Raw genomic sequence first — 24,731 nt, forward strand, 5'->3', positions numbered from 1 at the left:
ACCAGAGTGCGTGGACATATTAAGGAAACCCGATACACCATGATCATTGATTTACATAGTCACACGACGGCCTCAGATGGCCGTTTATCGCCCCAAGATTTAGTGCAGCGTGCGGTTGAGCGCCGTGTGGGGGTGTTGGCGATTACCGATCACGACACCACTGCCGGGCTGGTGGATGCGCAAGCAGAAATTGACCGCCAAGCGCTGCCCCTTACCTTGGTCAGCGGTATTGAGATTTCCACTCTGTGGCAAAACTTTGATATTCACATTGTGGGCTTAAATATCGATCCGCACCATCCGGCATTAATCGCGCTGATTGCCGAGCAAGCTGAGCGACGCCAACAACGGGCGGAGTTGATTGCTGCACGGCTAGAGCGCTCGCATTATATAGGCGCGTTAGCGGGTGCACGTGAGCTGGCCGGTGATGCACCGCTAACTCGTGCGCATTTTGCCCGCTGGCTGGTGGAGCAGGGCCACGCGAAAACCATGCAGGCTTGTTTTAAGCGCTTTTTAACCCGAGGCAATACGGGGTATGCGCCGCCGAATTGGTGTTCGATTGCAGAGGCCGTTGAGGTGATTCACCAAGCCGGTGGACAGGCAGTACTCGCTCACCCGGGCCGATACAAACTCAAGGCTAAGTGGCTGAAGCGACTGCTAACGGCGTTTTCTGAGGCGAAAGGCGATGCCATCGAAGTCGCACTCCCTCAGCAGTCGCAACAAGAACGTCGTTTGCTCGCTGACTACGCGCGGGACTATGGCTTATTGGCCTCATTGGGCTCAGATTTTCATTACCCTTCACCATGGACAGAGCTAGGCCGAAATCTATGGCTGCCTAAAGACTGCCAGCCGCTTTGGTGGAATTGGGCATGGTTAGAGGCTGCCGAGCAGAAACAGCAATCAATAAATCAACTAGATAGCAACCAGTCAGACGCGTTACAATAGAAGGATAATAAGGATTATCCGGCGCGTCGGCCACTATCGCTGGGTTGCGGTGCGCATCCAAAACGTGGTCAAGCTACAGCAGGAGGAACCATGAGTCAGTTTTTTTATGTCCACCCAGAGAATCCGCAAGCGCGGCTGATCAAGCAAGCGGTGGAAATTGTGCGAAACGGTGGGGTGATTATTTATCCGACTGATTCGGGCTATGCGCTTGGCTGTCAGCTTGAGAATAAACAAGCGCTAGAGCGTATTTGCCGTATTCGTGATCTCGATAAAGATCACAATTTTACGTTGCTATGTCGCGATCTTTCTGAGCTTTCACTGTATGCACGGGTGGATAATGTTGCGTTTCGGCTAATCCGGAACAACACCCCAGGGTCGTATACCTTTATTTTTAAAGCGACCAAAGAAGTGCCAAAACGTTTGATGAATCCAAAACGTAAGACCATTGGCATTCGTGTTCCCGATAATCAAATCGCCCTAGATTTGCTCGAAGCTTTGGGTGAGCCATTAATGTCGACCTCGCTGATTCTGCCCGGTAATGATTTCACCGAATCCGATCCCGAAGCGATACGCGATCATTTAGAGCACAGTGTGGATTTGATCATGCACGGTGGGGTGTTGGGTGAGCATCCAACGACGGTGGTCGATTTTAGCGACGGTGCGCCTGAAATTCGACGCCAGGGTCGTGGTGATTCGACGCCGTTTGATTAATCCTTTATTGCCAGTGAACCAACAAACATTGCACTGCGTAATTATCAGTGCAATGTTCTTGTTCTGATGTTGCGTCAGCCAGTGGTTGACCTTCCATTCCCGCCCAGCCGCCTTGCTGGGCGTTTTTTTATGATTCGATATGTCTCAATTTATGCGGTAGGCGATACACTATTGACCCAGTTGATGCGCCGTTAAAATTGCGGAATAAACATTATCTGCCGTTACAGGAAATGGCATGTTATGGATAGTCTCTCCTTCAGCAGTTGATGCTTCTGCCACCGCACGCAACGTCGTATGATTCAGCGTTTTTACGCCCATATCAAAAAGATTGGTCGGTAGGCCAACGGAACGGCAGAAAGCGAGGACGGTATTTATCTCTTCCATTGCCGCGTTTTCGAGTACGAGTTGAACAAGTGTACCAAATGCCACCTTCTCGCCATGGTAAAGGTGGTGGCACTCCTCAAGCTTGGTGAGACCGTTATGGATGGCATGTGCGCCAGCTAGGCCACTGCTCTCAAAACCGATACCGCTTAGGTAGGTGTTGGCTTCAATAATGTTTTCTACCGCCTTGGTACTCACACCATTTTCTACTGCGATTTTCGCTTTCAAGCCATCTTCAAGTAATGTTTCATAACACAGTTTTGCTAGCGCTTGCGCGGACCGGGTCGCAAGCCCACCGGCCATGGTTGCTTTACCTGACGTCATATTTGCACGAGCTTCAAAGTAAGTTGATAGCGCGTCACCCATCCCGGAAACCAGTAAGCGAACCGGTGCTTTAGCGATGATCGACGTATCCATGATCACCATGTCCGGATTTTTAGGAATCATCAAGTATTCAGAAAATTCACCTTCTGGGGTATAGATAACGGCGAGAGCCGACGTTGGCGCATCTGTAGACGCGATGGTCGGCACAACAACAACGGGAATTTTGGTATAGAAAGCAACGGATTTTGCCGTATCTAATGTTTTCCCGCCGCCAATACCGACGATGACATCATGTTGCTGTGTCGCACAAATATCGGTGATGCGCTCAATCTCAGCACGCGAACACTCGCCATTAAAAATATTGGTTGTGAGTGATATCTCTTCATCAGCAAAACTCTGTTTTACCTCTGCACCCACCAAGTCGGTCACGAACGCATCAGCGATGGCTAATGGTTTCTCACCAAGACTTTTTACATAGTGTGCAATCGAGCTCAGTACTTGCTCACCTTGGACGTATTTACTGGGGCTAATAATTATTTTGTCCATAATTCAGACCTTTATTCTTTATTCTGTGTGTTTTCTGCAATGAAAAACCATTGTAGGGAAGGCGCTATATTAGGACTGACAGCTCAAACGAGAAAGGATATCGCGGATTTGAATTGAGCTTTTATGACCGCAGTGTCAAATCCGTCGCGAAAGAAAAAACGACAAACCCTGCTTTATGGCATTGATCACTATTCAGACTGTTTGCGTCATTCATGTTCCATATTGAAACGAAATAAAAAGATAAATTGTTCCAGTATGGAACAAAATTATTTTTGTTGAGCCCCTGTTTTCTCTGCTTAAGATGAGTTCATACCCTACGTGAAAATAAATGGAATGAGATAGAACGATGAAAAAACTAATCAATCAAGTCGATGATGTTGTCTTGCAACAAATGGAAGGCCTTGCGTTGTCCCGTCCTGAGTTAAAGGCCAATTACGAACCTCGTTATATGTGGCATGAGGAAACACCAGGACAAGTCGCGTTAGTGTCTGGTGGCGGTTGTGGTCATGAGCCATTGCATGCGGGTTTTATTGGTAAAGGTATGTTGACCGGAGCGTGCCCGGGAGAAGTCTTTACATCGCCCACACCGGATCAAATGTATGAGTGTGGTAACCAAGTAAACACCGGTGAGGGCGTGCTTTTTATCATTAAAAACTACACGGGCGATGTGTTGAATTTTGAAACGGCCGTGGAGCTACTTCATACCGATGGTATCAGTGTTGGATCAGTCTTGGTGGATGATGATGTGGCCGTGAAAGATAGCCTTTACACCGCTGGCCGTCGTGGCGTGGCAGGTACTGTGTTAGTGGAGAAATTAGTCGGCGCTGCGGCAAGTAAAGGTTATACGTTGGCACAGTGTGAAGCGCTTGCTCGACGCGTCAATAACCAGTGCCGATCCTTTGGTGTCGCGCTTAATGCTTGTGTTGTGCCAGCCGCAGGTAAGCCGTCGTTTATCTTAGAAGATAATGAAGTGGAGTTTGGTGTTGGTATCCATGGTGAGCCAGGTATTAAACGCATGCAATACACAGACGTCGATACTTTGGTGGATGACATGTTTGCTGAACTCGCTGAAAACGCACCTTATCAGCGCACGTTACGGATTTGGAATCGTGAAGAAGGCGAATGGGATGAGGTCGTGTCTAGTATTGAGCCTTTTTCTGCCGATCATGACTACATCGTGATGGTCAATGGTATGGGAGGCACGCCAATTTCTGAGCTTTACGGCGTGTATCGCCGTCTAGCGCATAACTGCGAGCAAGCGGGATTCCGCATCGTACGAAATAGGGTAGGTAACTTCTGTACGTCGCTTGATATGGAAGGGGTGTCAATCACCTTACTCAAAGCGGATAAAGAGATGTTAGAACTTTTTGATGCACCCGTTGATACTGCCGCAATCAACTGGTAACAGGGGAAATAACATGCAAATTGAAAAAACACATATTATTCACTGGTTAGAGTTGTGTGCGACGACCTATCAAGACAACCAAGATTTTCTCACGGATCTTGATCGTGATATCGGCGATGCCGACCATGGTCTCAACATGAATCGTGGCTTTAAGAAAGTCGCGGAAAAACTGCCTCAAATTGTCGAGCAAAACATTGGTAGCATTCTAAAAAATACGGGAATGACATTATTGTCTAGTGTCGGAGGCGCAAGCGGCCCTTTATATGGCACGTTATTTATTCGCACAGCGGCGGCTGTCGGGACTCGAGAACAATTAACCTTTGAAGAGCTGATCGACGCGCTAAAAAGTGGGGTCGATGGTGTGGTTTCTCGTGGTAAAGCTGAATTAGGCGACAAAACCATGTGTGATGTTTGGCTACCGGTTTTGACGAGTATAAAGGCATCGTTAGATAAGGGCACAAGTGCTGATCACTTACATAATGAGATGGTTGAGCTCGCAGAAGCGAATGTATTAGCCACCATTGAAATGCAAGCGAAAAAAGGACGAGCGAGCTATTTAGGTGAGCGCAGTATCGGCCATCAAGATCCCGGTGCAACGTCCTCTTTATTAATGATTAAAGCACTAAAGCAAGCAATAGCAGGTAATTAAGATGGTGGGAATTGTTGTTGTCTCTCATAGTCGTCGCCTTGCTGAGGGGGTCGCTGAATTAGCGACCCAAATGACCCAAGGCAAAGCGAATATCGCCATTGCTGCAGGTGTTGATGATCCTGAAAACCCGATAGGTACCGATACCATTGCTGTCATGGAAGCGATAGAGCGGGTGAATGATGAAAAAGGCGTTATTGTCTTGATGGATCTCGGAAGCGCATTGCTAAGTGCAGAAATGGCGCTAGATCTCCTTGATGATCAAATAAAGGAAAGTGTGACGTTAATATCAGCGCCCATCGTCGAAGGGACGATGGCGGCATCGGTGGCAGCAGCGGCAGGGTTACCGTTGGCAACCGTGGTTGAGGAAGCGCAGAATGCCTTGGGTGTAAAACAAGCGCATCTAGGTGATCAGCCATCAACAAATGCGGAACCCGCGCAAACGGCGACGCAGGATAAAGAAGCGCTGACATACGACTGGATCGTGCAAAATCCGCATGGATTACATGCTCGGCCAGCCGCCGCCATTGTTGGCGCACTGGCGCGCTTTGACTGTCAACTCTGGCTACAAAAGGGCGACCGACAGGTCAATGCAAAAAGTCTCAATAGTATTGCGAAGCTTGGTGTCCGTTGCAATGAGACCATAACCATACATGCCCTTGGTTCCCAAGCCGTGGATGCGATAGCAGCATTTAAAGCTCTCGCACATGATCACTTTGGCGAAAAACAGGCCGTTGATGATGGTGCTCTCGAACATCAAAGCGATGAAGTTGATGCATTACAGTATGAGGTGAATGCGCAAACCATTGAAGGTGCGATCACGGGGATTAGCGTGAATGAAGGTATTGTAACGGCGCCCGTTGTTCTTTTTACCAGTGATATGCCCTCCGTACCCGATCGTCCCTTTGGTCATGAAACCGATGAAATTGCGCATGTTAAGCAAGCCATAGAGTGCGTTGTTCAGCGTTTACAACGTCAAGCAAAGCAAGCGAAAGGAGACATATTTTCGGCGCATAGCATGATGTTAAGTGACCCTGAATTGTGGCAATCGGTCGAATCGCATATTCAGTCAGGCATGATTGCCGAGCAAGCTTGGCTAGAAACCCTTCACGCGCTGGCGGAAGAATATCGTCATGCTGAGACGCTATACATGCGCGAACGTGAAGCTGATGTACATGATATTGCCCGCCAAGTGATGATTGAAATGACAGGTGCCAAGCCTCAGGCCATTGAGATTCAGGAGCCAAGTATTTTATTGGCCCATGACCTTATGCCCTCGGATGTGGCTGGATTCGATAAAGAAAAAGTGCTCGGTATTTGTTTAAGTGAAGGCGGTAAAACGTCCCATAGTGCGATACTTGCTCGCGCGATGGGGATCCCCGCGATGGTAAAAGCGCAAGGGTGTCTCGATGCCGTTCGGTCAGGTCAAATGGTGACGCTTGATGGCTTCAAAGGGCACTTATGGTTTGCGCCGTCAGATGAGATACAGCAGGCGCTAGACGCACAGAAAATTGAATGGCAAAACGCGCGAAAAAGTGCGCTAGCGAGCGCACAGCAAGTGGCGATGACTCGCGATGGTATCGCTATTCCCGTTTTAGCGAATATTGGTGGACCGAATGATTTGGAAAATGCGTTAACATCGGGGGCAGAAGGTGTTGGTCTATTTCGTACCGAGTTTCTATTCCAAGACAGTGAAGCCTTACCGACTGAAGATGAACAATACCAAGTTTATCGAGACATTGCCGCTGCGCTCGGCGATAAACCACTCACCATTCGTAGTCTCGATGTGGGAGGGGATAAACCTCTAGCGGCTTATCCTATGCCTGAGGAAGATAATCCTTTTTTAGGCTTGAGAGGGGTACGTTTGTGCCTCAAGCATGAAGCTTTATTTAACACGCAACTGCGCGCGATTTTAAAGGCGTTTCAGGTACAGCCGAATATTCAACTGATGATACCTATGGTCGCGCAGGTTGAAGAAGTAAAAAAAGTGAAAGCATTGTTGGCGCATCAAGCTCAGCAATTAGGGGTGGATGCAAGTAAGCTTCCTGTCGGTATTATGATAGAAGTACCCGCTGCTGTCCTAAATGCGGATGCGTTGGCGCAAGAAGTTGACTTTTTTTCTATTGGTACTAATGATCTGACGCAATATGTTATGGCGGCAGATCGCGGCAATACGGCAGTCGCAGAGCTTGTGAATTACTTTGAACCGTCGGTATTAAAAGCCATTGAATTGACGTGTGCTGCCGGTGAGCGTGCTGGTATTCCCGTGAGCATGTGTGGCGAAATGGCGGGTGATCCGAACGCAACACAGATGTTACTTGGTATTGGTCTTCGTAAGTTCAGCGCTAGCGCTAGCCTGCTGCCTGGACTCAAAGCTCAGATTCGCCAACTGTCTTTGCAGGCATAGCGTTCCTCTACGTATAAACCGGCGTTCAACGCCGGTTTTTTTATATGACTTTTTTAATATGACTCGTTAGTACCACTCCATCTGTTCATGTAAGCCAAATTTTTTGATTTTTCGCCATAGTGTCGTGCGTCCAATTTGCAGTGCTTTGGCCATCTCGTTCATTTTCCCATTACATTGATTCCAAGCCTGAACAATGGCTCTTTTCTCGGCTTCTTCTAGGGTTATGATCGGCGTATTATCTGTACGATGATGGGCGTTCAATTTTATGTCCTCAGGAATATCACTCAGTTTGATCAAGTTTGAACCTCGATTAAGCAAGATGCGCTCAATTCGGTTTCTTAACTCGGAGTTATTTCCTGGCCAACGAAAATTCATTAATGCTTCCAATGCCACTTGTTCTATCGAGAGGGTTACATTGTGGCGACGCTCGTAATGGCTAACAAGCTGCTGGACAAGATGTTCGATGTCTTCTCTGCGTTTTCTTAGTGGCGAAATAGGGAGCTCGTTTGAGGATAACTCATAGTAAAGTTGGCGACCAAATGAGCGCTGTGTAACATATTCGCTGATTTCTGCGGTCGTGCTGGTAATGAGTTGAAAGTCTACTGGGATCAATCGCAAGCTGTCGCTACGGCTTACCAAGCCTGTCTTTAATAACTTTAGTAACACGGCTTGTAGGTCTGGCGATAGGTATTCCACTTTTTCTAAAAACAGAGTTCCACCGTGAGCTAACTCAAACTTAGAAGGCATGCCCTGTCCTTCATCATAGCCCAAGGTCTCTTTCACCAGTTGTTCCGTATTGATCGAGCGGCAGTTGAGCGTAATGAATGGCCCATCTTTATAGCTACTCTCATTATGAATCGCCATGGCTAACGTCGCTTTTCCCACACCTTCCTCTCCAGTAATGAAGATCGGTGAATTCGATTTTATCGCCCGCTTGGCCATGGTAATCACGTGTTTCATCTTGCGTGAAATAACAGGCAACGTATTGAATGTATATCGTGCACTGCCTCCGATCTGCTGTTGAGCTAGTTCGCGAATTTTATCGATGGGGTGCAAGAACAGTAAATGGGTGCCGTCATTGAGCGCACGCAGCGTGATAATAGCTTCGACGAACTCGCCGTTGACTTCTATTGTGGTCAGCTTACGCTTAATCGTTGTGCCAGACTCAATACTGTTGAGCACATTAGGAGGAAAACGAAAAACACAGAACACATCTTTTTCTAAGACATCGCTTGCCTCGATATTCAGTAACCGCTCAGATTGATGGTTAACCATGGTGATGTGGTTGTCTTCATCCCATGCCAGGAGACCATCATCCATGCACTCTAGTGTGGCGTTGTGCGCGCAGGAAAGACGGTTAATATTCTCTTGTTCAGAATGAATATGTATCTGCAAACTGATTTCTCTCGCACTTGACGCGATGATGACTAAGCTCTCTTTCTGGTAGTGTTCTGCGTTTTTAATCAAACACGTTGTCCCACGTAGCTTGCCAAATTGATCGAAAACAGGTGCTGCCACGGAGGCATAAGGATGTAAGTGACGATTAAAGTGTTCTGCGGCAAATACTTCACAAGGCATATGGGTGTTGATACAGAGATTGACTGCATTGGTACCAATCTTCCCTTCAGAAAGAAAGCAACCGTGTTTTATACCAAGCTCGTTCATCTCCTGCTTTATTACGTCATGCCCGACGAGAGAAAGAATGCAGCCATTGTTGTCAGTCACAATCAATAGCAAATTTTCTTCGCCTAACATATCGTAAGTATCTTCAAGCACTGTGGTGGCACATTCGATAAGATGCTCGTTGCGCTTCATCAAAGACGACAAGGTAAAACCAGAGGCAATGTGTGGTTTTGACCAAGTGTAGGGATTACATTGCTTTATACACCGCTCCCACGACTTAAGTACGGGGGTACGTGAGAATTCATGAGACACCCAGTGGTGTTTTTGGAAAAAGTCCCATTTGGTTTTATTGTCTTCGATCGAAAGCATGCTATACCGCTCTAGCACAAGTTATGGACTGTCGGCATGTTACAGGTACTTTAGCCCAGCAGCTGTGAGAACTTTCACGCCTCAGCACAGAGAGACGAAATGAGCGAGATAAAAGACGTATAAAAACTGACCGTTTTATCCAGTGGTCAGGGTGTATTTTTCTATGCGTGCGTGATGCGGTCGTGTATCATTAGGCACCTGTTATAGCGCCGCGCTTTATCTTGTTGGAGATGTTTCAACAAGTTTTACTAGGGGCGTATTATAACCAGCCATAACGTAGAGTTATTCCGTTTTTGACGCCTGTGAAGGCGACAGTAAGGTAAGACAAACATGAGCGAAAAATTACAGAAGGTGCTAGCGCGTGCTGGCACGGGGTCACGCCGCGAAATGGAAAGCTATATCCAAGCCGGCCGAGTGAGTGTCAATGGTGTGGTGGCCAAGCTGGGCGACCGTCTTGACGATCCGAGTGCGCTGGTGCGTGTCGATGGCCATGCAGTGCCGCTCAATGCGCCTTCTGAGTCAGTATGTCGCGTGCTGGCTTACAACAAGCCAGAGGGCGAACTATGTACGCGTAGCGACCCAGAAGGTCGTCGTACCGTGTTCGACCGGTTGCCAAAGCTCAAAGATGCCCGCTGGGTCGCTGTTGGCCGCTTGGACGCCAACACGTCCGGTCTCATGCTGTTTACCACTGACGGTGAACTGGCAAACCGCTTGATGCATCCAAGCCGCCAAGTGCAGCGTGAATATATGGTGCGCGTTTTTGGTGATGTGAACGAAGACATGGTGCGCAACGTGGTGGCCGGTGTCGAGCTTGAAGACGGTGTTGCCCGCTTTGAGGACGTGGTTTACGCGGGTGGCGAAGGGATGAACCACACCTTTTATGTTGTGATCACCGAAGGGCGTAACCGCGAAGTGCGTCGCCTTTGGGAAACTCAAGGTGTGACTGTGAGCCGCTTGAAGCGAGTGCGTTACGGTGACATTTATCTTGAGAAAGACCTGCCACGTGGTGGTTGGCGCGAGATGGAACTTAAAGAAGTTAACTATTTGCGCGAGATGGTGGAAATGAAGCCTGAATCGCAAACAGTGATCACGCCAGAAGACCAAAAGCGTAAAAAGTCGCGTCAGAAAATTCGTCGAGCAGTGCGCCGCTATGAAGAGCGTATCGACTCGAACGATAAGCCAAAGAAAGCCCGTCAAGCTCGCCGTGGTAATGCCCCGGCAGCAGGACCAAAAGGGTCGGGACCCAAAAAAGGTAGCCCACGCCCTGGCGCGCCAAGAGGGAAAGGAAAGCCTCGGACGCGTAAATAAAACGCTTTCAGCATTAATGAATGAAAACCCGGCCTTGTGTCGGGTTTTTTTATTCAAGAGAGAAGAGAAGGGTATACATGATAACGATTATTATTTGTGTTATTGTCAGCTCAATTTATAGAACTATCGATATACGGAAATAATGACGATCGCTGCTGAGCCTTATCAAGCTGCCACCCGTTTGAATCGGATTGAGCGTGTATTAGCCTACATCCATACCCATTTAGATCAGCCACTATTGGTTAGTGAACTTGCAGCAAAAAGTTGCTGGTCTCGTTGGCAACTGCAGCGCGTGTTCTCTGAGCAAACGGGGATGAGTGTTGCGCACTACGTGCGGGAGCTTAAATTGAGTGATGCCGCTAAGCAGTTACTGACTGGCCAACGTCGTATCATTGATATTGCCTTATCCTGTGGGTTTACCTCTGAGGCTAATTTTTCCCGCGCATTTCGACAGCAATATAATATGACGCCTCGAGAATATCGTCGACGAGGCATTATGGATGGTATTCGTACACCGTTACAAATTACCACTTTAACCACACCACAACCTCTGTGGTTATCTGTGCAGATTAAAACGCGACCTCAAGCCACAATCGCGGGAGACGTTGCACCGATATTGGGATTATTTGCGCCAGAGCCTGATTTTAATGATGTTGTGCCAGCGCTTTGGCAGCGAGCCTATGCGCGCGGCGTGATTGATCTAAACCAGCCAAGTATCGGTGCCATTGATGTAGCTAGCGCGGATACACTGCAATCACCGTTGCCATACCTTGCGGGACAACAGGCATTAGGAGGCTTTCAACATGACACCACAAGCTGGATCATTCCGGAAACGACCTATGCCGTTATCACGCACTCCGGACCGGTGAGCGGGCTCCCTGATACATTGCAGGCGTTTATTTACGCTTGGCTACCAGACTCTGGCTATCAATGCACCGATGGTATAGAGCTTGAAATCTACCCCAGTGGTTACCAGCCCCACTCGAATAGCGCAGTAATGACATATTGGGTGCCACTCAATCCCGTGCATCGTGCTATCGATCCCGTGCATCGTGCACCAAAATGAACAGTATTTCCTCTATGTATCCATAAAATACGAATGATTCCGTTTTAGATTTATTGGTTCGTCATTAGAGGAAATCATGATGCATACAGGTTTTTCGTGCCCACGGCAGGCTATTGGGCGATTGTCGCCGTTGACCTTAGCTGTGATTAGCAGCGTAGTGACTGTGTCGGCTGACTCTGCTCCCCAAGAAGCCAACATGGAAACCATACAAGTCCTAGGTGACACGTACCGCAATACCGCCACCAAAACGGTATTGGCACCCGAAGAGACACCACAAGCGATCACGGTGATTAACCGTGAAACTTTGGAGCAGCGCCAAGCAAGTTCATTAAGCGAAGCCGTCCGCTACACCCCGGGCGTAAATACCGAACTTCGCGGTGGGGCCGTGACCCGTCTCGACCTTTTCAATATTCGGGGTTTTATCAACTATCAAAATTTTTACGACGGGTTAGCGATCCCTTACAACACCTGGAATTTACAGCCACAAATTGATCCGATCGCGATTGAGCAAGTCGAGGTTTTTAAAGGGCCTACATCCGTGTTGTACGGAAATATTCCACCGGGTGGCATGGTGAATATGATCGCGAAAACGCCACAGCGTGAAGCCGCGCATCGGGTTGGCGTCAGTACTGATACAGAGGCGTTGCGAGAAATATCAGTCGACAGCACCGGAGCGATTCAAGATACCTCGTTGGCCTATCGGATGGTGGCGCTGGCACGGAAAAAAGACGGGCAAGCCGGGCATTCAGAAGAAGAACGCTATGTCGTGGCTCCGTCGCTAGATTGGCGTATCTCGCAAGATACCTTAGTGAATTTTAATCTTTATTATCAAGCGGACCCGGCTGCGGGCATTTATACGTCGCTACCAGCAAAAGGCTCAGTGCTGCACAGTGACCAAGGCAGCCTTTCGAGTGACAGTTTTTCCGGTGACAACAACTGGAATACCTATGACCGAGAGTTTTTAATGCTGGGCTATAAGGTGCAACACCAACTCGCTTCTGATTGGTCACTACTGCACACCGCACGATACACCGATGCCGATTTACTGCAAAAGAACATGTACCATCAAAAAAGCAGTGATGGCAGACACTATCCGCGTAATGCATACCTGACAGATGAAACCATGGAATCGTGGGTGGTTGATACTCAGCTTTCTGGCGATTTGCGCTGGGGGGCAGCGCAACATTACACCTTGTTTGGCTTGGATTATCAAAACATGTCGTCCAATGTTGGCTATGACGATACCCTTGCAGGTGTGGTGCCGGCTATTGATATCTTTGAGCCCAATAATAACCAGGTTGACCCAAGTTCACTTAGCTTCGTTTATCAGGATCAGCATGACATTGAGGTCACGCAGACCGGACTCTACGCGCAAGATCAGATCCTTTGGAATCAATGGGTCTTTCTCGCTGGCGCGCGATACGATGAATATGAGTTAAAAGATGATCAGCAAACATTGTTTGCTGGGTCACCGAGTACCTCTGATAAGAACATTCGCCACTACAATTTGGCGTTTCGCGCCGGAGCCATGTACCAATTTGATAACGGTATTTCCCCTTATCTCAGTTACTCCGAGAGCTTTGAGCCGACAGACATGGATAATCGAGGTAATGTCTTTGATCCATCGAAGGGCGAGCAGTGGGAAGCAGGCCTGAAGTATTTATCGTTGGATGGGACGACAGGGCTCAACTTGGCGTTATTTGAGCTGACTAAGCAAGATGCCTTGGTCAACGATCCCAATGATTCTTACGCCAAAATTCAAATGGGTGAAATCCGTTCGCGAGGCGTCGAAATTGAACTGAATCATGCGCTGAGCCTAGATACCAATGTGGCCTTAACCTATAGCTATATTGATATGAAGATCACCGACGATCCTAACCTTGAAGACAAGACACCGGTTTGGGTGCCCGAGCAAACGGCCAGTGCTTGGGTGAACCATCAGTTAACCTCCGGATTAGAAGTGAGCGTGGGGGCGCGTTATGTGGGCGAGTCACAGGGTAACGCGAACAATACCTTTAAAGTGCCTGATTATACCCTGTTTGATACCGCTCTAAACTATGATCTTGCTCAGCTAGATACGTCGCTATCAGGAGCGAAATTGTCACTATCTGCAACGAACCTGCTGGATAAAACGACCTATAGCTGCTTTGACGAGCTGAACTGTTGGTATGGTGATGAGCGGAATGTAAAAGCAAAAATTACCTTTGATTTTTAAACCGCGTTTGTGAAAAACAACGCCCCCGTCAATGGGGGCGTTTTTGTTTATCGTTTGGGTTGCGCATCAATGCACTGGCCATGCACTTCAACACCTTCCGGGGCCATGAGGTAGACGTAGAGCGGAATAATATCGAGTGGCGTTTTTAATGTGTCGGGATCCTCGCCTGGGAAGGCGCTGGCGCGCATGCTAGTTCGCGTGCCACCTGGATTAATCGCGTTCACTCGTACCTTGGTGTCTGACATTTCATCGGCCAGTACTTGCATCATTCCTTCCGTGGCGAACTTAGAAATCGCGTAGCTGCCCCAGTAAGCACGGCCTTGATGACCCACGGTAGACGTGGTAAACACCACGCGCGCATCATCAGACTTTTTCAGCAGTGGCAGCAAGGCTTGTGTCATCAACATGGTGGCTTTGACGTTCACTTTCATCACATCGTCATGCGATTTTTCATCGATTTGATCGAAAGGGCTTAGCATGCCAAGTAGGCCTGCATTATGGAGTACACCGTCTAAACGACCAAATTGTTGGTCAATGGTATCCGCCATGTCGAGGTAATGCTGCCGGGTTGCCCCCAGCATGTCTAAGGGAATAATGGCAGGTTGTGGTGCGCCCGTGGCAGTAATTTCATCGTACACAGCTTCAAGCTTTTTCACGGTGCGGCCGAGCAAAATCACCGTCGCGCCTTTTTCGGCATAGCTCAGTGCCGCTTGACGACCAATACCAGCGCCGGCGCCGGTGACCAAAATCACACGCCCTTGAAGCGCGTCGGAGGTTACTTGATAGTCCACAGTACAAATCCTTATTTATTGTTAAACGTAGATTATTGTAAGGTTGCGGGTAATGTGTGACAACCAAGTGCGTGATGCACTGGGCTGAGGCATTGCAAACTCAGAGATAAAAAGAGGATACAACATTGGAATTCATTGCGGATTATGGGCTTTTTTTAGCGAAAGTCGTCACCTTTTTAATGGCAGCGGTGGTGTTAGTGGCACTGCTACGCGCGGCGAATGATAAAGGCGGACAGAAAGGCAGCCTGAAGCTTACCGATTTAACCGATAGCTTTAAGACCTACCGGCAGTCGCTCGAACATCATCTTTACAATGAGTCATCGTTAAAAGCGCGCGATAAAGACGAGAAAAAGGCGAAAAAGAAAGAAGAAAAGGCACAAAAGGCCGCAGCGAAGAAGCAAACGGCGCAGCCAACACAGCGCGATCCACAACTTTTTGTTCTGACTTTTAAAGGCAGTATTGATGCCCGCGAAGTCGAGGCATTGCGTGAGGAAGTGACCGCCATTTTGTCGGTAGCGACCGAACAAGATGAAGTCTTGGTTAAACTGGAAAGTGGCGGCGGCATGGTGCACGGCTATGGGTTAGCCGCCTCGCAACTGGCACGCGTTCGTAAAGCCGGCGTACCGCTGACTGTCGCGGTTGACAAAGTCGCGGCTAGCGGTGGCTATATGATGGCATGTGTGGCCGATAAGCTGATCGCTGCGCCTTTCGCAATCATTGGTTCGATTGGTGTGATTGCCCAGCTCCCCAACTTTAATAAGTTGCTCAAGAAAAACGATATTGAGTTTGAGCAGCTGACCGCAGGGGAGTTTAAACGTACCTTGACCATGTTTGGTGAAAATACCGATAAAGCGCGTGAAAAATTCAAAACCGAGTTGGAAGAAACGCATGGTCTATTCAAAGCGTTTATCACCGAGCACCGCCCTTCGTTAAATGTTGATGAGGTCGCAACCGGCGAGCACTGGTTTGGCAACCAAGCATTAGAACTTGGCTTGATTGATCAAGTCTGCACCAGCGACGAGTATCTTTTTGAGGCGGCCAACAAGGATCGTAAAGTGCTATCGGTCTCTTATCAGCAGCGCAAAAATATCGCTGAGAAATTAGCAGGAACCTCCGCTGAGGTGGCCGATCGTGTGTTGCTTAAATGGATTAGCCGAGGCCAGCGTCCGCTGGTGTAAGCAAACGCGCGTGCATGATATCGGTATATTGCACATAAAATAGGGCATCGTCGTATTGACTGCTGGCATGCCTTTGGCTTGGCGAAATCACGCTATGATGGGATAAATATCAAGAATAATGTGAGCCAAGCCAAAAATTACCGTATCCACTTAGCTATTTTACAGGCGGCAATGGTAATGATTAGCGCGCTTTTTGCCGAAAAGTGGCATAGCGAATAACCGATACACTACTATCACAATTGATTAACAATTGTGGAAGGTACGAGCAATCAGCGTGTTTTACTGCGAATTTAGTTGATATTCGGCTAGACTCGCTCAATATTGTAAAACAGATAGCGGCATTCCAATATCGGAGTGCAACGCAACGAATTTTCGACAGTTTTAGCGCAAAGGGCGTCAATTAGGTCATTATGGGCAAATCTCTCGTTATCGTGGAGTCCCCTGCAAAGGCGAAAACGATCAACAAATATCTCGGCAAAGATTTCATTGTGAAGTCGAGTGTCGGGCATGTGCGTGATCTGCCTACTGGAGCGACCCAGGGCGGTAAAAAAGCTGCACCTGTGTCTACGAAAGGGCTCAGCGCCGAAGAAAAAGCGCAAATTAAGAAACAAAAAGAAAAGAAGGCGCTCATCAATAAGATGGGCGTCGATCCTTACAACGGTTGGCAGGCGAAATATCAAGTGCTGCCGGGCAAGGAAAAAGTCGTTGCCGAACTCAAATCACTGGCCGAGCAAGCTGACCATGTTTATCTCGCAACGGATTTGGACCGCGAAGGGGAAGCCATAGCTTGGCACCTGCGGGAGCTGATCGGTGGCGATGAAGATCGTTTTAAGCGTGTTGTGTTTAACGAGATCACCAAAAATGCCATTACCCAGGCGTTTGAAGCGCCGGGAGACGTCAACATTGATGGCGTCAATGCACAGCAAGCAAGGCGTTTTCTTGACCGTGTGGTGGGCTTTATGGTGTCACCGCTGCTTTGGAAAAAAGTGGCGCGCGGTTTGTCGGCAGGGCGTGTGCAATCGGTCGCGGTGAAATTGTTGGTCGAACGCGAGCATCAAATTAAAGCGTTTATTCCTGAAGAGTTTTGGGATGTGCATGCGGACACGCTCACCCCTAACGAGCAGGCACTTCGATTGCTCGTTGCACAGCAAAACGGAAAAGCCTTTAAGCCGAAAAACAGCGATGAGGCAATGGCCGCGGTGGCCGCGTTGGAAAACGCGAGCTACGTGGTACGTGATCGTGAAGATCGCCCCTCAACCAGTAAGCCATCTGCTCCTTATATCACCTCAACACTTCAGCAAGCCGCCAGTACGCGGTTAGGCTTTGGGGTGAAGAAAACCATGATGTTAGCGCAGCGTCTTTATGAGGCGGGTTACATCACCTATATGCGTACCGATTCGACCAACCTCAGTAAAGAGGCGGTGGACGCAGCGCGGGGACATATTGCCAGCGAATACGGTGAACAATATTTACCTGAGTCGGCGAACGTCTACGGGGCAAAAGCCAATGCGCAAGAAGCCCACGAAGCGATCCGTCCATCGGATGTTGGCGTGACGGCGAGCGATTTGCAAGGTATGGATCCTGATGCGCATCGACTGTACGACCTGATATGGCGTCAGTTCGTGGCGTGTCAAATGGTACCGGCTAAGTACGACTCCACCACATTGACCGTAGAGGCCGGTGAGTTTTCTTTGAAAGCAAAAGGGCGGATTTTACGTTTCGATGGTTGGACGCGCGTACAGCGCCCGACGGGTAAAAACGAAGATCAAATCTTGCCTGCGGTGGAAGTGGGACAATCACTGACGTTGAGTCAGCTTGATCCGAAACAGCACTTCACTAAGCCACCGGCGCGATTCACGGAAGCGGCTTTGGTTAAAGAGCTGGAAAAAGCGGGTATTGGCCGTCCGTCCACGTATGCGTCGATCATTTCGACCATTCAAGATCGTGGTTATGTGCGCGTCGAAAATCGTCGTTTCTACGCAGAGAAAATGGGAGAGATCGTCACCGATCGTCTGACCCAGAGCTTTGCAGACTTGATGGATTACGACTTTACCGCCCGGATGGAAGCGTCGCTGGATAAAATCGCTGAAGGTCAAGCCGATTGGAAAGGCGTGCTTGACGACTTCTTTGCCGACTTCACCGCAGAGCTAGAGCAAGCGGAACAAGACGAAGAAGAAGGCGGGATGAAACCGAACAATATGGTCATGACGGATATTGATTGTCCAACATGTGGCCGTAAAATGGGTATTCGTACTGCATCAACTGGCGTCTTTTTGGGCTGCTCAGGGTATGCATTACCGCCGAAAGAGCGTTGCAAAACCACCATCAATCTGATGGATGAAGACGGCATTGTTAACGTCCTAGAAGAGGATGTTGAAACCGCGGATCTTCGTGCCATGAAACGTTGTCCGATTTGCGAAACGGCGATGGATTCATACCTGATTGACCAACATCGTAAGCTTCATGTCTGTGGTAATAACCCAAGCTGTGAAGGTTATGTGGTCGAAAAGGGTGAGTTTAAACCGAAAGGCTATGACGGTCCGGTCGTTGAGTGTGACAAATGTGGTAACGATATGGTGCTGAAAAATGGCCGTTTCGGGAAGTACATGGGTTGCACCAATGATGAATGTAAGAATACGCGCAAGATCTTGAAAAACGGTGATGTTGCACCACCGAAAGAAGATCCTGTGCATTTCCCTGAACTGCCTTGCGAAAATTCGGACGCCTATTTTGTGCTGCGAGACGGCGCCTCGGGGCTGTTTATGGCGGCAAGTAACTTCCCTAAATCGCGTGAAACTCGCGCGCCGCTGGTGGAAGAGCTCGATCGCTTTAGAGATCGTATCTCGGAGAAATTCCAATACCTTGCGGATGCACCACAACAGGATCCTGATGGACGACCGACGGTAGTTCGTTTTGCACGTAAAACCAAAGAAAACTACGTGCGAAGTGAAGAAGACGGTAAGCCATCCGGCTGGTCAGCTTTCTTTGTCGATGGTCAGTGGGAAGTCACTGACAAGCGCAAGAAGAAGGCCAAAGCCTAATGAGATTCAACCCGCCATCACGGCGGGTTTTTTTCGTCGTTTTTAGCGGCCGTGATACCGACGTTTGATCTCTACCAAAGTGCCTCTGGTTTGTGCTGCTAAGATGCGACTTTGTATTGAGCCACGAGGCACCATGGAGCTGCACCAGTTAGTTAATACACTTGGCCAAGATCTCAAGCACCGCTATGGCGAACGGGTGCATAAACTGACGTTGCACGGTGGTTTTAGCTGCCCAAACCGCGATGGTACGTTGGGACGGGGCGGTTGCACGTTTTGTAATGTGGCCTCGTTTGCGGATGAAAAAGCGCAACATGCATCGGTCAGTCAACAACTCAGTCAACGCGCCAAAGAAGTGGATCGTGCCCGCCGTTATTTAGCGTATTTTCAGGCTTATACCAGCACCTATGATGAAGTCGCCCGTTTAAAAGTGTTGTACGAGCAAGCACTGGCCCAAGAGCACATGGTGGGATTATGTGTGGGAACACGTCCTGATTGCGTGCCGCATGCCGTGCTCGATTTGCTTGCAGATTATTATCAACAAGGCTTTGAGGTGTGGTTAGAGCTTGGCTTACAAACCGGCCATGATAAAACGCTCAAACGCATTAATCGTGGACATAACGTCGCGGTATACCAACAGGTCGCAACAAAGGCCCGTGCCTTAGGGATCAAAGTATGCACCCATTTAATTGTCGGCCTGCCAGGTGAGGAGATAACGGCCCATCAACAGACGATTGATACTGTGGTAAATACGGGCACCGATGGGATCAAATTGCATCCGCTGCACATCGTTGAAGGAAGCACCATGGCAAAGGCGTGGCGAGCTGGGCGACAAAGGGAAATTTCGTTCGACGATTACATCGCTAGCGCCTCGATGATGATTCAGCGAACGCCACCAGAGGTGGTTTACCATCGGGTGTCGGCAAGTGCACGTCCACCCACATTGTTAGCACCTGCCTGGTGTGAAAATCGCTGGCTTGCGATGACAGCGATCGCCGAGACACTCACACAAACAGGCGCACAAGGGGCCGCGCTGGGCCACCCCTTTGTAGGGCGCTAGCCGATTGAATCTTTTGATCTAGCGGAGTTGATCCTCTGATGCCGTTGGCAAGACGCGTTGCATCAGTCTTTGCAACATTCTGCCAATATCTTGCAATATCAGGTACAAGCAAGGCACAAGAATCAGTGTGAGCAAGGTTGCGAACATCACGGCAAAGCCTAACGCCACTGCCATGGGGATCACAAACCGTGCTTGTAAGCTAGTTTCAAACATGATCGGCAGTACCCCGGCAAAGGTGGTGATGGAGGTGAGAGTGATGGCACGAAAACGCGCGCAGCCGGCGTCAATCACCGCTTGTTTGACCGCAACGCCCGCTTGCCGAGCTCGGTTGATGTAATCGGTCATTACCAATGAATCGTTGACCACCACACCTGCCGCGGCAATTAAGCCAAAGGTCGACATCAAGCTCAAATCGATATCAAACCAATAATGTCCCCAAATGGCGCCGGTGAGACTAAATGGGATCACCGACATAATGATCAATGGCTGGGTGTAACTTTTTAATGGTACGGCAAGCAATGCATAGACCACGATCATGCCAGCGATAAAAAACAGCAGTTGCTCACTTTGCTGAGCTTGTTGCTCCTCAATCGAGCCACTGAGCTCACTGGTGACTTCAGGATAATCGGCTAACACATCAGGTATTACCGATTGTCGAATCGTTTCAACCACTTGGTTGGGTTCTACTTGCTCTTCATCAATGGCGCCATAGACGTAGACAGTGCGAAACCCTGCTTCACGGCGAAGGCTACTGATCCCAGGCTGTTGCTCAAAGTTGACCACATCACCCAGCATCACTTGTTGCCCCGTTGGCGTCGTAATCACGGCATAGCGTAGCGATGAGAAGGTTTCTCGCGTGCGCTTTGGATACCGCACCATGACTTTGATTTCTTCACCGTCTCGGATCAATCGCTGTGCTTCACCGCCATAAAAGCTGCCCCCAACTTGCTGGGCAATGGTCGTCAGATCCAGCCCCAGATCATGGGCGACGGGAGTGAGCGAGATCAGAATTTCCTGGCTGCCAGAATCCATCGAAGAGGATATATCGAAAAGCCCTGGTTGCTGATTAAGGCGTGACATCAGCGCCCGCCCAGCGGCATTGAGGGTATCAATATCGGGGCCGAATAACAGGTAACCAAATTCATCACCTTGTTCTCCGCCGTTGACATCGTCTTGAATGGTGAGCTTTTTCACCCCCGGAATATCAGGCATGGCATCGCGCCAGCGCCGAGAGAGTTCAAAAGTGGTAAAGGGGCGAACGGCATCATCCACTAAGGGGATCACCAGCTGCCCAGCGGTTCGGCCCTCATTAAATACCAGGGTTTCTTTGATCATGGCTTGGCCGGTTTCCGCTTGAGTGTTGTTATCAACGTCGTAGACCATTCGCTCGATAGCTTTTAGGGCAGCGATGGTTTGTTCGCTCGATGCGTTGTTATTCATCTCTAAACGAATATTGGGGAAGTCATGTGGTACTTTCGGCGTCGGCACCATACGAACGTGGCTGGCCACCACCAAAGCAATACTGATTGCCAATAGGGCAATGAATACGGTAAGTACAGACCAACGCCAGTGTGTGGCCCGGGTGACTGTACGGCGATAAGGGCCGTGAATGAATTGCTGAAAACGGCGGTTAAAGCGTTGGCGTAAGCTATTTGGTTTAGGGGTAGAAAAGTGGGTATGAGCAAGGTGTGCTGGAAGGATGAGTTTGGATTCAATCAAACTAAATACCAGACACAAGATGACAATGGCGGCGATACCAAAGAAGAAGGCACGCTCTGGTCCACTAGACATCAAAAAAGGGGCAAACACTGCAATGGTCGTTAATACCCCAAAGGTAGCGGGCGTTGCAACCCGTTGAGCACCGGCAACCACGTTATTCACACCACCGCCCTTATGCTCGACTTCGGTATAAACGCTTTCGCCTATCACAATGGCATCATCAACGACGATCCCCAATACCATAATAAAGGCAAATAACGACACAATATTAATACTGACCCCTATCACTGGCATCAGCATAACCGCGCCAAGAAAACAAACGGGCAGTCCAACGAGCACCCACATTGCTAGCTTAAAGCGTAAAAAGAGGGTCAGTAACAACGCGACGAGCACCGCCCCTTGCAGCAAGTTTTTGAGCATCATGTCCAAGCGCGCGTTTAAGTAGTGGGTCATATCAACCACGGACTTTAGCGCCAAGCCGGCTGGAAGCGTGTTGTTTTTCGTCTCGATGTAATCTTTGACTGCGGAGGCGACGGTAACCATGTTTTGCGACGCTGTCGCGTTCACCGAGAGAAAGATGGCATTTTGCCCAGAGTATTTAAAATAGCGCTCACCTTCGGTAAAGCCATCTTTAATGGTTGCGATATCTTGCAGTCGTAGTCGGCTACCATTTGGACCAATTTTAATCGGGATCTGTCGAAATTCGTCGCCGCGATAGCGTTGGTTTTCCACGCGAATGGCGATCATACCGCTATCGGTGCGCACTTCACCGGCTGAGAAGTTGGCTGAATAGCGGGCTATGGCATCACTGACTTGACCCAGAGTGAGGTCGTATTTTCTTAATTGTTGGGGTGCAACTTCAATGGCGATTTCGTAGTTAGGGGCACTGAGCTCGACTAATGTCACATCGTTAAGTTGAAGTAACTCGTCTTCGATGTTTTGTGCGACGGGTTTTAGCTCGGTCAGTGGCTTGTCGCCCACCACCGCCATGCGTATCACTGTTTGTCGAAACTCAACTTGCGACACATTGAGCGGCTCCATAGACGCGGGCAGATTAGAAATGGCATCGACTTTCTGATTCACCCGATCCAACACCACATTGAGGTCTTCGCCAACATCCACTTCGATTTCGACACGGCCAAAGCCTCGGCGTGCTGTCGATACCACAGACTCAATGCCGGTGACATCTTTAATGGCTTCTTCCACCTTTACGAGGATGCTCTCTTCAACCTCTTGTGGCGAGGCGCCTGGGTAGTCAGCAGTGATATGGATATAATTAATTTCGATGTTGGGGAACATCTGACGTTGAATAAAGAAGTAGCTCGCGATCCCCATGATCAATACAAAAATCATGATCAGATTCGCCGCGACAGGGTTATGTGCAAAATACGCAATGAGACCACGAGGTGGCGTAGGGGCTTCATTCATCGTCGTCGTTCTCCTGCGCAACCTGCGATGCCACGCGTACCGTCATTCCCGCTTCAGGAAACTCGGGGGGCGTTGTCACAATCTGGTCATTGGCACTTAGCCCTTGGTCCGCATAAAGGTATTGCCCTTCGGCACGGACAATATTCAAGGCGCGAGATGAAAGTTGGCCCTTGCCATCGACCACCCAAACTTGTCGATTATTTGCCAAGGCTTGGGGAAGTTTAAATACTGCGTCTAACGTGGTGCCGTTAAAGGCCACCTCAACATAACTGCCGAAGGGCAGAGTTGGTTTAGGCGAGCTGATACCGTAGGGGTCATCAAGACGCACCACCACACGCATCATCCGTGTACTTTGTTCCACAATCCCTAAATCACGCACCACGGTGCCTTCGCGATGAATCGGCGATGTGCCATTTCGTGTCAGCGAGGCCTGAATACCTTCGAGTTGTTCGGGCAGAAATGCACTGTCAAACCCAGCCACAGGTACGTGGACTTCCGCCACTTCAACATTGTTGATCGTACCCACAGTCGTGCCTGCGCTAATATATTGACCCACACCGATATCGCGTGAGACCACTAGGGCATCATAGGGTGCAGTGACTTGACAGTTATCAAGATCGCGTTGAGCGCGTTTTAATGTCGCTTGGGCCGACTTCACCCGCGCCTTGGCTGTTAATAGTTGTGGTTTGCGTAAATAGAGATCGGTGACCTGTGTCGGAGGCAAGCTTTTTGCTTGGCGCTTTGCCACTGCGGCTTGCGCTTGTTCTTCAATGAGAGCGGCTTGCGCGCTGGCGAGATCGGCCTCTGCACTGAGCACCGCCGCCTGATAATTATCCGCCTCAATAGAGAAGAGCACGTCGCCACGTTTTACGATGCCACCGGCGACAAAATTCGGGTGCCAATCCATGACTTCTCCCGATACTTGCGCGGAGATTTGCGTGGTTTCCAGCGGCATTAATTCACCATGCCCCGTGATGACTACTTGATGTTGCGTAGGCGTGATGAACTGCGTATCGACGATCGGCGGAGGAGGAGCGGGATTATCGACCTGTGTCTCTGATTCCGTTGCCGCAATAGCAGTATAGCCAAGGTAGCCGAGCCCTAATACCACTAAGGGCAGAATCCAACGTAGTCCTTTCATTAATGATGAGTCCTTTCTGTGCGTCGCCAWGTGTAGTGTGACAGCCGATTCGGGTTATATGTCTATTAACTAATTTATCATGTAACGTCAGTACTGTGATGACACGCTAACTGATCTTTTGAATTTCATCATTTTTTGTTGCACTCAACACGTTACGACTGAGTGTGTCCTCCCGATCGCCTCGTTTCGGTCATCCGGCATGTGTCTTTTGCTAAAACGCAAACCTGTTCTTTTTTTTCAATAGATAATTACATAGTTAGTTTTTATCTCACTTATTTTTACGTTTTTTACGTGATTTCTCTGAATTTGTTGGTAAAAAACAAGCGATCCACGCGGCTATAATCTTGTTATTGTCCACAATAAAAAAAGAAAGGGTTTTTTTTACGATTTTAACGTAGCGGTACAGGGTTTTATTGAATAAGAGAGGCTGTTT

General features: G+C 49.0%; 16 protein-coding genes. 11 read left to right on the plus strand and 5 right to left on the minus strand.

Annotated elements, in window-relative coordinates; all coding sequences use genetic code 11:
• Nucleotides 1-39: 39 nt before the first annotated feature.
• Together rnm and BZG81_RS13100 are read left to right on the plus strand one after the other, a co-directional pair.
• Nucleotides 40-942, plus strand: coding sequence for an RNase RNM (gene rnm / locus BZG81_RS13095; protein ID WP_021024310.1), 903 nt, complete (start codon nt 40-42; stop codon nt 940-942).
• Between the two features lie 90 nt (nt 943-1,032).
• Entirely contained in the window at nt 1,033-1,653 is a 621-nt protein-coding gene (locus BZG81_RS13100) for an L-threonylcarbamoyladenylate synthase (RefSeq protein ID WP_077577260.1), read from the plus strand.
• Nucleotides 1,654-1,821: 168 nt separating this feature from the next.
• Here BZG81_RS13100 and BZG81_RS13105 read toward each other — a convergent pair whose 3' ends face one another.
• Entirely contained in the window at nt 1,822-2,904 is a 1,083-nt protein-coding gene (locus BZG81_RS13105) for a glycerol dehydrogenase (RefSeq protein ID WP_077677589.1), read from the minus strand.
• A gap of 346 nt (nt 2,905-3,250) precedes the next feature.
• On the opposite strand from BZG81_RS13105, the gene dhaK reads away from it, so the two are divergent.
• From dhaK to ptsP, 3 genes are read left to right on the plus strand one after another with little or no spacing between them, the layout of a single operon-like run.
• Entirely contained in the window at nt 3,251-4,309 is a 1,059-nt protein-coding gene (gene dhaK, locus BZG81_RS13110) for a dihydroxyacetone kinase subunit DhaK (RefSeq protein ID WP_021024313.1), read from the plus strand.
• 13 nt (nt 4,310-4,322) lie between these two features.
• Nucleotides 4,323-4,958, plus strand: a complete 636-nt coding sequence (gene dhaL, locus BZG81_RS13115; RefSeq protein WP_025673984.1) for a dihydroxyacetone kinase subunit DhaL — start codon at nt 4,323-4,325, stop codon at nt 4,956-4,958.
• A gap of 1 nt (nt 4,959) precedes the next feature.
• Nucleotides 4,960-7,362, plus strand: a complete 2,403-nt coding sequence (gene ptsP, locus BZG81_RS13120; RefSeq protein ID WP_077677590.1) for a phosphoenolpyruvate--protein phosphotransferase — start codon at nt 4,960-4,962, stop codon at nt 7,360-7,362.
• 66 nt (nt 7,363-7,428) lie between these two features.
• On the opposite strand, the gene dhaR is transcribed toward ptsP, so the two are convergent.
• A complete protein-coding gene (gene dhaR / locus BZG81_RS13125; protein ID WP_077677591.1) occupies nt 7,429-9,354 on the minus strand; it encodes a dihydroxyacetone kinase operon transcriptional regulator DhaR in 1,926 nt (641 codons plus the stop codon).
• Between the two features lie 330 nt (nt 9,355-9,684).
• Here dhaR and rluB point away from each other — a divergent pair, with 330 nt between their 5' ends.
• From rluB to BZG81_RS13140, 3 genes are all read left to right on the plus strand, one after another.
• Nucleotides 9,685-10,662, plus strand: coding sequence for a 23S rRNA pseudouridine(2605) synthase RluB (gene rluB / locus BZG81_RS13130; protein ID WP_021023931.1), 978 nt, complete (start codon nt 9,685-9,687; stop codon nt 10,660-10,662).
• A 142-nt stretch (nt 10,663-10,804) separates the two neighbouring features.
• On the plus strand, nt 10,805-11,728 hold the full coding sequence (locus BZG81_RS13135) for an AraC family transcriptional regulator (protein ID WP_077677592.1): 924 nt from the start codon (nt 10,805-10,807) through the stop codon (nt 11,726-11,728).
• 76 nt (nt 11,729-11,804) lie between these two features.
• Nucleotides 11,805-13,943: a TonB-dependent siderophore receptor gene (locus BZG81_RS13140; protein ID WP_241827393.1), complete on the plus strand. Its 2,139-nt coding sequence runs from the start codon at nt 11,805-11,807 to the stop codon at nt 13,941-13,943.
• Nucleotides 13,944-13,990: 47 nt separating this feature from the next.
• Here the strand turns inward: BZG81_RS13140 and BZG81_RS13145 are convergent, their stop codons facing one another.
• Nucleotides 13,991-14,734: a YciK family oxidoreductase gene (locus tag BZG81_RS13145; RefSeq protein ID WP_077677594.1), complete on the minus strand. Its 744-nt coding sequence runs from the start codon at nt 14,732-14,734 to the stop codon at nt 13,991-13,993.
• 125 nt (nt 14,735-14,859) lie between these two features.
• Between BZG81_RS13145 and sohB the strand changes: the two genes are divergently transcribed.
• The 3 genes from sohB to BZG81_RS13160 all read left to right on the plus strand — a co-directional run bounded on the left by sohB (nt 14,860) and on the right by BZG81_RS13160 (nt 20,010).
• Nucleotides 14,860-15,912 (plus strand): protease SohB, encoded by a 1,053-nt coding sequence (gene sohB, locus BZG81_RS13150; protein WP_021023935.1) that lies wholly within the window; start codon nt 14,860-14,862, stop codon nt 15,910-15,912.
• A 410-nt stretch (nt 15,913-16,322) separates the two neighbouring features.
• The gene (gene topA / locus BZG81_RS13155; RefSeq protein WP_077669351.1) at nt 16,323-18,953 is read left to right on the plus strand and encodes a type I DNA topoisomerase; all 2,631 of its coding nucleotides are present in this window, start codon (nt 16,323-16,325) and stop codon (nt 18,951-18,953) included.
• Nucleotides 18,954-19,086: 133 nt separating this feature from the next.
• Nucleotides 19,087-20,010, plus strand: a complete 924-nt coding sequence (locus BZG81_RS13160) for a TIGR01212 family radical SAM protein (protein WP_077577266.1) — start codon at nt 19,087-19,089, stop codon at nt 20,008-20,010.
• Between the two features lie 18 nt (nt 20,011-20,028).
• On the opposite strand, the gene BZG81_RS13165 is transcribed toward BZG81_RS13160, so the two are convergent.
• Together BZG81_RS13165 and BZG81_RS13170 are read right to left on the minus strand one after the other, a co-directional pair.
• On the minus strand, nt 20,029-23,157 hold the full coding sequence (locus BZG81_RS13165) for an efflux RND transporter permease subunit (protein ID WP_077677595.1): 3,129 nt from the start codon (nt 23,155-23,157) through the stop codon (nt 20,029-20,031).
• Nucleotides 23,150-24,298, minus strand: a complete 1,149-nt coding sequence (locus tag BZG81_RS13170) for an efflux RND transporter periplasmic adaptor subunit (RefSeq protein ID WP_077669352.1) — start codon at nt 24,296-24,298, stop codon at nt 23,150-23,152. The genes BZG81_RS13165 and BZG81_RS13170 overlap by 8 nt, the downstream gene beginning before the upstream one ends.
• Between the last annotated feature and the right edge of the window lie 433 nt (nt 24,299-24,731).

The sequence above is a fragment of the Salinivibrio sp. MA607 genome (assembly GCF_001996245.1).
In the GTDB taxonomy this organism is placed as follows: Bacteria; Pseudomonadota; Gammaproteobacteria; order Enterobacterales; family Vibrionaceae; genus Salinivibrio; species Salinivibrio costicola.